The organism is Corallococcus sp. AB045 (genome assembly GCF_003668895.1).
Classification (GTDB): domain Bacteria; phylum Myxococcota; class Myxococcia; order Myxococcales; family Myxococcaceae; genus Corallococcus; species Corallococcus coralloides.
In genome coordinates this window covers 1-9501 of sequence record NZ_RAWN01000281.1, presented here as the reverse complement: position 1 = coordinate 9501, position 9501 = coordinate 1, and the positions used below count along the sequence as shown (strand labels likewise).

The window sequence follows — 9501 nt, the reverse complement described above, 5'->3', positions numbered from 1 at the left end:
CTCATAGCCCACACCCACCCCCACCCACGGCGAGACGAAGCCGGCCGGACGGAAGTGGTAGTCCAGGTCGATGCCGAAGCGCAGGACCTTGCTCTTGCAGTCCTCGCCGTCCGCGCACGCGTCACCGGGACCGGAGCCGATGCCGTACTGGAAATAGGCGCCCAGCGAGAGCTGCCGGTTGAAGAAGTAGGAGACGTCCACCTGCGGCGCCACGGTGCTGCCGAACGTGTCCTTCAGCGAGAGGTCCGTGCCGGAGTCGCCCACCGGAATGCCAAAGGCGCCGCGCACGCCCAGCGCGAGCCCGGAGTTCGAGGGCTCCTGCGCCGCCGCCGGCAACGCGCCCAGGCAGAAGGTCAGCACCAGCGATGCGATGAAGTGTCGAGCAGTCATGTCGTCCAGGGTGAAGGGGCCGTCATCCGACGGCGTTGGGTGTTGGGCACGTACTGCAACTGCAAGCCCACGGCCAGGGTTCGCAGGATGCGGGCGCCCGGGCTTCGCACGTCGCGGGGGATTGGAACAGCACCGAAGCGCGACAGGAATGTCAGTCTTTCGTTACAGGTCATGGCAGGTTCGCACCGAGCCAGAGCCCTGGAGCAAGCCATGTCCTCATTCCCGACCGAAGACTCCGACATCGTCCGCTGGCTGCGCGCCGAACGCGAGGCCCGTGGGCTGGCCCGCATCGAGCTGTCCGCTTCGTTGAAGCATCAAGGGGAGCTGCTGGATGACACGTTGCTCTTCACCGCGCCGGACGGAGCGCTGACGTTCGGTTCGCTGCCGGAAGCGCCGCGCGCCCAGGTGCAGGGGCTGATGCGGTGGCATCACGCGTCGGCGCCCGGGCTGGGAGACATCGCGCTGTCCATCGTTTGTGACGTGCACGCGCCGCCGCGCATCCAGATGACGGACGCGGCATCGCGGGAGCATGACGCGAAGGAGCAGGCCCGCGCGGAGGCCCACTTCGATTCGCGGAAGTACGGGCGCGCGCTGGCACAGCGGGTGGCGGAGCTGCTGGACGCGGGGGCGGACCTGTCCATCACCGTCGACCCGCGCGACGGCGTGTCCCGCGCACTGTGGCGCTCCGGGGATGGCACGTACGCGCAGGGGCTGCGGTACATCCAGGGAGACTCCAAGCCGAAGCGGACCTTCGCGTCACGGGACGAGTTCAGCCGCTGGCTGGCGGAACAGAGCGACGAGTCCCTGGCGAAGGAGGATTCCCCGGACGACCCTCGCATGTGGGGAGTGGCGACGTTCAACCGCGAGTTCTTCGCGCGGAAGACGGGCCGGCGGTCTTAGGTAGGGCTTCTCCCCAAGGATGCTTGAGGTAGGCTGGGTTTTCCTTGCCCAGCCACCGCAGCCAGAGGCTTCCCAGGCCCGTGCATTCTCATGCGTGTCACCCCTATCTGTTAGGTTTGAAGGATGGAGGTGACCCGTGATGTCGCTGTCCACTTCAATCATTCCCCTGGTGCTGGCAGTCCTGGTGGGCACCACGGCGGTGGCGCAGTCCCGCACTCCCGTGGGCAGGGAGCGCAAGGCCCGGCAGCTCACGCTGCGCGCGGAGGAACCGCCGGTGCTGCATCCGCTGCATGTCGCGGCTCATGAAGTCACCACCGTCACCTTCGATGCGCCCATCGTTCCGGAGTCCGTGGACCGGAGCGTGCTCACGCCCTTCTTCTCCCGCGTGGCGGTGCATGAAGACGTGCTCGTCCTCAAGGCATCCATGGACATCCCCGCGGGCAAGGAGCCCGTGCTCACCGTGCGCTTCGCGGGCTCTGGCGCTCCTGCGCGGGTGGCATTCGTGCTCACGACCGTGACGGCGGAGGTGGATTCACAGGTGGAGGTGCTCCGGCAGGGGCGCACCGCGCAGGATTTGGGGAAGGAGCTCGCGGACCTGCGGGCCCGGTGCGTGGCCACCGAGGCGGGGCTCGCGACGCTGCGTGCGCAGTGCGCCCTGCGTGGACTGGGTGGCGCGGTGTTGATGGGAGATGTCACGCGGGAAGGCGTCGAGGTGACCTACCTCCCGGATCCTTCCTTGAGTCCTGGCATGACCGCCAAGCGCCCTCATGTGCTCTATCGCACGGAGAGCACCCGAGCCCTGTCGATCTCACTGTTCAATGCCGCAGGGAGCACCCCATGGATACCGGGCTTCGCTCGGATGACACCGCGCGGGCCCAGCGCACTGCCAGCCCGTGAGTTCCCGCTGCTCATTCAGGTGAAGCAGCTGGCTCCCGGGGAACAAGCCACCGTGGTGGTGGAATGGCACGCGCTTCCGGACCTGCCCGCTGGCACGAACGTCACCTTGGAGCTGCTGGACGTGAAGGGCGAACGCGGCGTCCGCTGGGAAGAGGTGGCGCCATGAGCCCGCACGAGGCAACGCCCGGCCAACAGCATCATGCCTCCACCCAACCCGCCCAGAAGGCCCACGGCCCTGCTCAACCTTCCTTGCTGCTGATGGTGGATGCTCTTCCTCCGGGGACCCCCATCGGTCCCTGGCGCGTCCTCATGCGAGTGGCTTCAGGCGGCTACGGCACGGTCTACATCGTTCATGCGAAGCACCGGCCTCGCGGCAGACGGTATGCCCTGAAGCTGGCGCGACAGCCCGACAGTCCCTGGTTCTCACGTGAAGCGGAGGTGCTGTCCCTCCTGCGGCATCCGGGAGTGCCTCGCTTCGAGGAGGCCGGGTCATGGCGGCCGGGGTCCGGGAACCATCCGTTCCTGGTGATGGAGTACGTGGAGGGTGAGTCGCTCTATGAATGGGCCCGCGCGCGCAACCCCACGGCCCGCGAGGTGGGCGCATTGCTCATCCAGGCAGCGGAGCTCCTGGCGTTCGCGCACCAGCGCGGTGTCCTGCATCGCGACGTCAAAGGCGACAACCTCCGCGTCCGGCCCGGTGGACGGCTCACCCTGCTGGATTGGGGTGCGGGCTGGCATCCCGAAGCGAAGCCCCTGACCGGAACGGGCCAGCTTCCTCCTGGCACGGCTCACTACCTGAGTCCCCAGCTCCACCGCTGGCGGATGGCGGTGCCGTCGAGGGAGTGTCCTCGCTATGGCGTGACGGATGAGCTGTACGCATTGGGCGTCACCTTCCATCGATTGCTGACCGACAGCTATCCGGCGCTCCCGCTGGAAGGTGAAGGCAGCGAACACGCATGGCCCAACCCGCTGGTGCCGGAGGCGCTGGCTTCACTCGTCACCCGCCTGCTCGCATTCGCGCCCGAAGCACGGCCATCCAGTGCATCCACACTGGCCTCTGAACTGCATCAGGTCCTGCTCCATGCGGATGCAACCTGGGATCAGCCCTTGTTCGACTGGGCCACACCTCCCTCTGATTCCTCACTTACGACGCAGGAGGCGCCCGGGATGGCGGGGCCCGTGGCTCCGGGGCAGGCGGTGCCGCTCCAGCACGCACGCCTTCAGCGCCTGGACCGGCTTCGAAGCCTTCGCGAAGCACGCGAGCTGCGTCGCCGGTTTCCGCGACACGTCGCCCGGATGGAAGCCCAGGACATCCTCGCCGCGAGCACGATGCGCCGCCGACAGACGCTGCGGGCCCTGTGGCGACAGGGGGCCGTGGGTTTCACATGTCTGCTGTTCATGGCCTGGTTGGGCTGGAGCCTGGGACTTTTTTCAAGGTCCGGCGTCGGTGCGCCAGCTCTCCCTTCCGTGGCGCGGGCGCCTGGGCCCGACCAAGCTGCCGCGTCCGGAGCGGCCCCTCCTTCCCCTGCGCCGCTCCCGCCGGAGAAGGACACCATGAGCATTCCCTTGAAGCAGGACCCACCTGTCCGCGGACGTTCGCTGTCGCGCGGCTGCACGTTGGCTGTCGGCGCGGCGACAACCCTCATTGCTTGCTCGGGTGCGCAGGTGGTGCCCAAGCCCCAGAGATGCCCCACGGAAGCGCTGGAGGCGATGAAGGCGCTGAAGCTTCGGCGGGATGCGAAGGTAACCATCACGGTCGACATCCGTTATCCCGACCGTCTGGATGCCGCCATGCTCGCCGTGCACGACGGCGACATCGTCAGTCTCCAGGAGGAAGACTACCGCGGTCTTCCGAAGGGGACCCTGCTCTACGGACGGCTGTGGACAGGGGGAGAACGGGTCATGGGCCGCTACACGCGAGCGGAGACGCCTGACGGCCGCACCTACCCGGTCTGCCTCGTCCTCGGGAACGACGATGGCTTCTGGCCACTGGAGTCGGGCTCAAAGCCCGGTGCCGCGCTCCTTCCACGGACCGCGGGCTACACCGTGGTGGACGCGTTTCCATAAATGCGGCGTGGCGGCCCTCACAGACATGTGCCTGCGGTAAGCCCCGGGCGATGAGCCACATCCTGGCGAACGAAGCGCTGGACGGAGAGGCGTGAGCGGCCCACGCCGCGCGACGCAATCGCGTCCAGGAGCGCCACCAGACATTCCCCACCTGTGAGACGTCCTTGCCTGCGAGCACCGAGCGCCTTACTTTTCGAGCAGGTCGCCAGACCGCCCTCTATTCGGAGGCCGTCACCCACCGGGAGTCGTTCATCCCGTGGGTCGCGGCCTCCATTTTTTTGTCCGCGGACAGGGTGACGGCTTCCGCCTCCCCTGCTTCCGCGAGCCTCCCCCGCGCTCGATGCAGGATTCGAACCCACGGCCTTTGGCTCCGGAGGCCAACGCCGGGTTCGCAACGACTTCGGGGCCCGGGCTCAATAAAACGCGCGCCGTGCGTGTGGGGACGACCCGAATTTCGGGGTCATTTCGTATCTCATTTTCAGAAGGGGCCCGGCCGGGCGCCTCCATGACACGGAGCCTTCCTCGTGCTGCCAGGAACAGAGCGGTCAGTCTTGGAGGCCTTCCGCCGGGGTGACACCGCCGTGCTCACCCAGGTCTACCGAACCTATTCGCCTGAAGTGCTGCGCTACCTGTCCCGGCGCTTCTCCGTTCATTCAGAGACCGGCCCCCGCTCCGTCGCGCTCACGCCCCTGGACCTGGACGCCGCCCATCAGGAGACCTTCGTGCGGGCCTTCCGCCCCCACATGCGCCAGGCCTACGACGGCGTGCGCCCCTACCTGGGCTTCCTCCTCACCGTCGCCCGCTCCACCGCCATCGACCTGATGCGCGCCTCCGGCCGCGTGGCCCGGGAGGCCATCCCCCTGGATGACGCGCCGGAGCTCACCCATGCCCCCACCGAGAGCAAGAGCCCGGAGGAAGAAGCCCTGGGCGCGGAAGTCCGCTCCATCGTGCGCCGCTTCCTGGAGGCCCTGCCCGCCGAAGGGCGCGCCCTGGCCCAGCTGCGCTTCATGGACGGCCTGTCCCAGGAGTCCGCCGCCGACCAACTCAAGCTCACCCGCGGCGAGGTGCGGGTGCGCGAACGCCGCCTGCGGTTGCAGTTCACCGAACACCTGAAGGACTCGGGCTGGCTGGACAGCGACGTCGTCCCGGGACGCCTGCAGTTGGGCGCCCTGCTCGCCACCCTGGCCCTGCTGTGCGCCACATTCGGGAGCCTCCCATGAAGTGGTACGAGCGACATGTGGACGCGGGACTGACGCGCTGGTCCCTGGGGGAGCTGTCCGCCCCCGAATCCTCGCGGCTCCTGCGCCACGCCCACGCCTGCGCCCGCTGCGGCACCCGCTACGACAAGTGGGCCCGCGCCCACCGCGTCTTCGAGTCCGGCCAGACGGATACCCCCACCTCCACGGAGCTGGAGACCCTCACCGCCGCGGGGCTCGAAGCCGCCCTCAACGCCGCCTCGCCCCCGGAGGCCGCCCCCGCCCGGTGGCCCACCCTGGCGGTGCTCGGCGCCACGCTCGCGGCCCTGTTCCTCGCGGTGGTGGTGACGCCCACGTCCGTCGGACCCACCGCCTCCATCGAGCCCACCGAACCCGAGTTCAGCGTCCGGGGGGCCATGCATGACCCGGCGGCCCCCGCCGCCCCGGCGGCCCAGGCCGTGCTGCGCGTCTTCTGCGCGAAGCCCGGCCAGTCGCTGCACGAGCTGCGCGCCGGGGCCGCGTGCACCCCGGGCGCCACGCTGGCCTTCGCGGCGGGTGCCCGTCCGCCCTACACCCACGTCGCGGTGCGCGTGCGCACTGGCGGACACGAAGAGGTCAACGGCCCCTTCCCGCTCAGCGGCAAGGCCGGCGAGGAGCGCCCGCTGGAGCTGACGGTCGCGCTGCCCGTGGGGTCCGATATGGCGGAGGTCACCGCCACGTTCTCAGAGCACCCGGCCGCCTCCCTGGCGGCCCTCCGTCAGGGCACGACGGAGGGGGTGGTGGTGCTCAGGCAGGAGGTCCGGGTAAAGGATTCTCCATGAAGAAGCTGGAAGTCCTCCTGGGGGTGGCGCTGCTGATGGCGGCGCCGGAGGCATTGGCGGACACCGTGCGGCGCGCGCTCGTCATCGCCCACAACGGCAGTGACGACCCCGCGCTCGCGCCGCTGCGCTACGCGGACGACGACGGCGTGCTGTGGGCGGAGACGCTCAAGCGGCTGGGCGTGGAGACCACGCTGCTCGTGGATCCGGACGAGCCCACGCGCAAGGGCGGCAGCCTGGTGCTGAAGTCCGCGCAGGCCCCCACGCGCGCCGCGGTGGAGCAGGCCGTGAAGCGGCTGCAGGCGGCGACGCTCGCGGACCACGCGGCGGGACGCCAGACGGACGTGCTCATCATCTACGTGGGCCACGGCAACACGGACGACGCGGGCCGCGCCTACTTCACGCTCGCCGACGCGCGCCTGGACCGGAGCAGTCTCTACTCGGAGCTCGTGGATCCGCTGGGCGCGGACTACGTGCACGTCATCGCGGATGCGTGCCGTGCATCCGGCGTGGTGGGCAGCCGCGGCGGGACGCCGGACGCGGCGGTGCTGGCGGAGCTGCGCGGGGTGCTCGCGCGCGAGCAGCTGGCGTCGCGTCCCCACGTGGGCGCCCTCTTCGCGGAGAGCGAGGACGGCGAGACGCACGAGTGGTCCCGCATCCGCGCGGGCGTCTTCAGCCACGTGGCCCGCTCCGGCCTCCTGGGCGGCGCGGACATCAACGGCGACGGCCAGGTGGAGTACAGCGAGCTGGCCGCGTTCGTGGCCGCCTCGCTGCACGGCGTGAAGGGCATGCCCGCGCGCCTGTCCGTCAACGCCTTCGCGCCCACGGCCGAGCCCCGCCGCCCGCTGGTGGGCCCCGCGCCCGAAGGCCCCCGGGTCACCTTCCCCGCCGGCTTCGAGTACGCGCGCCTCTCCGTGGAGGACGCGGCCGGCCAGCGGCTGGTGGACGTGCGGCGCGCGAAGGAGCAGTGGACGCAAATCCTGCTGCCGCCGCGCGACGTGTACTGGGTGCGCGCGCCGGACGCGGAGGCGCGTGTCACGCTGGCGCAGCTGTCCTCCGGCACACCCGAGTTGCGCCCGCGCGAGCTTCAGGAGAGAGGTCCCGCGGAGGAAGCGCTCCGCCGGGGCCTGTTCGCCGTTCCGCTGGACCGGTCCTTCTACGACGAGTACGTCGCCGCCGTGGGGCTGGTGCCGGTGGACTTCAGCACCCCCTTCCAGCCGTCCGTCATCGGCGGGGCGCGCTCCCCGCTGGCCGTGGCGGCGCCGTCCGACTGGACGTCCCGGTTGGAGCTGGGCCTGGGCGCGGGGCGCTCGCCGTTGGGGCTGGCGAAGTTCTCCGCCGGGCCCAGCCTGTCGTGGCGCACGCCGTCCTCCATGGACCTGCTCTACTACGGCGTGCGCGGGGCGTACGGTGTGACGCCGCTCGCGGCCCGGGACGGCATCCGGCTGCACCGCTTCACGGTGGAGGGGCTGGTGGGGTTGGAGCGTCCCGCGAACACGCCGCTGTTCGCGGAGGTGGGGCTGGGCTGGGGGGTGCTGGGCCTCACTGCGCCGGGCTTCCGCCAGGCGGATCCCGCGATGCTCACCGGCCACGTGGCCGCGGGTGTGACGGGGCGGTTCGCGGGCATGCCGCTGCGGCTTTCGGCCCAGGTGGGGCTGGATCGCGTCACCGCCAACGGCCAGACCGGAATGGACAGCCAGTACGGCCTGGAGATTTCCCTGAGGCGCTAGCGGACGCGGGCCGTCGGGCCCGGCCGTGTCCGTGCGTGGGTGCGCCGCTGTCGCGCCCACCGCGCCAAACTCGAGCCCTGACGGTCCTCCCGTGTCCCGTTCATTCCTCGTGTACACCGCGCTGTCGAGCGCCGCCGTGGCCACCTTCCTGCTGACCGGCTGCGACCCCATCTGCACGAATGGCGTCTCCAAGCCCGGGCAGGGCCAGGTGACCCGGAACGCCGCCGGCACCTGCGTGCAGCTGGTGGTGACCCGCCCCGACGCCGGGGAGGGCGGCGGCTCCGATGGCGGTGACGGGGGCGACGGTGGCGAGCTGCCCGACGCGGGCACGGACGGGGGCGTGTGCGGCGCCGGGCCGGGCTGGACGACGCACGTCGTGGACGAGGGCATCAACTCCCTCACCTCCACGTTCATCTTCGACGCGCAGGGCGTGGGCCACTACGCCTATGCGAAGGGCTTGGACTTCTACGTGGGCACCACCCGGCCGGGCGAAACCCCGGCGCGGCTGGGGGAGGCGTGGGCCGCCATCGACGTGAACATGGCGGTGGCCGCGGACGGCACGCACCACGTGCTGTACCAGCAGGGAGAATACGTCGGCTACGCGACCGACGCCCAAGGCACCTGGGACTTCAACATCCTGGGACGCGGCTGGTCGAGGGCCGTCGCGCTCGATGCCCAGGGCCAGGTCCACGTGCTCATCGCACGGCCCTCTCCGCAGGTGGGCTACCTGCTTGGCCACCGGGCCGCCAACGGAGCCTGGAGCCTGCCGCCGGTGGAGGAGCTCGAGGCCGCGGGCGACCGCGAGCGGCTGGCCGTGGACGCCAACGGCCACCTCCACCTCGCGTTCGCGCGCGGGCACGGCATTACGAGTCAGGTCGTGTACGCGAGCAATGCGTCAGGGACGTGGGTCACCGAGCCGCTGGACTGGGACATTCCCGTGAGTTCGCCGCGCCTCCGCATCGCCTTGGAGGTGGACCCAACGGGCCGGCCCTCCCTGGTGGGCTCCGACGAGCAGGGAGCATGGCTGTGGGTGAAGGAGGACAACGGCTGGACGTCGTACGGACTGGGAGCCTTCCGGAGCCGGGGCCCCGCGCTGTCGCGAAGCCTCTTCTTCCCAAACATCCGCCACGTCCTGCTGGACGACGCGGACGCGGCCGCGAACACGAACGGGAGCACCAGCCAGATGATCGTGAAGATGCTGTACGGCACGGCCCCCGTCGGCTCGACGCGGCCCCTCGTCCTGGAGACGCTGGACGGTGGGAATGCGTTTCCCGGCCCCTCCTCCATCCACGTGGACGAGCAGGACCAGATCCAGGTGGGCTTCACCTACGTGCACTACGACTACCCGCCGGACGGCGGCGCGCTGCAGACGACGCGCGGCCTGCGCTACGCGCGCTACTGCCCGTGAGCCCCACGCGGGAAGCGCGCGGTTGCGGGGCACGGAAGCGGGCGCCTACAGTCGCCGCGCCTTGAGCGAGCCCGCCCCCGTCCTGAGTCCCCCGC

At 70.4% G+C, this 9501-nt stretch carries 8 protein-coding genes and 1 tRNA gene; 7 read left to right on the top strand and 2 right to left on the bottom strand.

The genetic code is table 11. From position 1 onward, the window contains the following. Nucleotides 1–390, bottom strand: a 390-nt coding sequence (locus tag D7Y21_RS37970) for an outer membrane beta-barrel protein (protein WP_147469496.1), incomplete at its 3' end; no start/stop codon positions are given. A gap of 210 nt (nucleotides 391–600) precedes the next feature. Between D7Y21_RS37970 and D7Y21_RS37965 the strand changes: the two genes are divergently transcribed. The 3 genes from D7Y21_RS37965 to D7Y21_RS37955 all read left to right on the top strand — a co-directional run bounded on the left by D7Y21_RS37965 (nucleotide 601) and on the right by D7Y21_RS37955 (nucleotide 4254). Continuing rightward, nucleotides 601–1290 (top strand): hypothetical protein, encoded by a 690-nt coding sequence (locus D7Y21_RS37965; RefSeq protein WP_121718309.1) that lies wholly within the window; start codon nucleotides 601–603, stop codon nucleotides 1288–1290. A 139-nt stretch (nucleotides 1291–1429) separates the two neighbouring features. Then, entirely contained in the window at nucleotides 1430–2353 is a 924-nt protein-coding gene (locus D7Y21_RS37960) for a DUF2381 family protein (protein ID WP_120561113.1), read from the top strand. Then, nucleotides 2251–4254: a serine/threonine-protein kinase gene (locus D7Y21_RS37955; protein WP_121718308.1), complete on the top strand. Its 2004-nt coding sequence runs from the start codon at nucleotides 2251–2253 to the stop codon at nucleotides 4252–4254. The genes D7Y21_RS37960 and D7Y21_RS37955 overlap by 103 nt, the downstream gene beginning before the upstream one ends. A gap of 337 nt (nucleotides 4255–4591) precedes the next feature. On the opposite strand, the gene D7Y21_RS42055 is transcribed toward D7Y21_RS37955, so the two are convergent. Beyond that, nucleotides 4592–4662 (bottom strand) — tRNA-Arg (locus tag D7Y21_RS42055). Between the two features lie 143 nt (nucleotides 4663–4805). Here D7Y21_RS42055 and D7Y21_RS37950 point away from each other — a divergent pair. The 4 genes from D7Y21_RS37950 to D7Y21_RS37935 all read left to right on the top strand — a co-directional run bounded on the left by D7Y21_RS37950 (nucleotide 4806) and on the right by D7Y21_RS37935 (nucleotide 9406). Next, nucleotides 4806–5474, top strand: a complete 669-nt coding sequence (locus tag D7Y21_RS37950; protein ID WP_233591318.1) for an RNA polymerase sigma factor — start codon at nucleotides 4806–4808, stop codon at nucleotides 5472–5474. After that, nucleotides 5471–6271, top strand: coding sequence for a hypothetical protein (locus tag D7Y21_RS37945; RefSeq protein WP_121718307.1), 801 nt, complete (start codon nucleotides 5471–5473; stop codon nucleotides 6269–6271). Before D7Y21_RS37950 ends, D7Y21_RS37945 begins: the two co-directional genes overlap by 4 nt. Next, a complete protein-coding gene (locus D7Y21_RS37940) occupies nucleotides 6268–7998 on the top strand; it encodes a caspase family protein (protein ID WP_121718306.1) in 1731 nt (576 codons plus the stop codon). The genes D7Y21_RS37945 and D7Y21_RS37940 overlap by 4 nt, the downstream gene beginning before the upstream one ends. A gap of 91 nt (nucleotides 7999–8089) precedes the next feature. After that, on the top strand, nucleotides 8090–9406 hold the full coding sequence (locus tag D7Y21_RS37935) for a hypothetical protein (protein WP_147469495.1): 1317 nt from the start codon (nucleotides 8090–8092) through the stop codon (nucleotides 9404–9406). The last annotated feature ends 95 nt before the right edge of the window (nucleotides 9407–9501 follow it).

Excerpts from the sequence above, each read along its gene's own strand:
- D7Y21_RS37965 (WP_121718309.1), top strand. The coding sequence starts at position 601 with ATGTCCTCATTCCCGACCGAAGACTCCGACATCGTCCGCTGGCTGCGC.
- D7Y21_RS37960 (WP_120561113.1), top strand. The coding sequence starts at position 1,430 with ATGTCGCTGTCCACTTCAATCATTCCCCTGGTGCTGGCAGTCCTGGTG.
- D7Y21_RS37955 (WP_121718308.1), top strand. The coding sequence starts at position 2,251 with ATGGCACGCGCTTCCGGACCTGCCCGCTGGCACGAACGTCACCTTGGA.
- D7Y21_RS37945 (WP_121718307.1), top strand. The coding sequence starts at position 5,471 with ATGAAGTGGTACGAGCGACATGTGGACGCGGGACTGACGCGCTGGTCC.
- D7Y21_RS37940 (WP_121718306.1), top strand. The coding sequence starts at position 6,268 with ATGAAGAAGCTGGAAGTCCTCCTGGGGGTGGCGCTGCTGATGGCGGCG.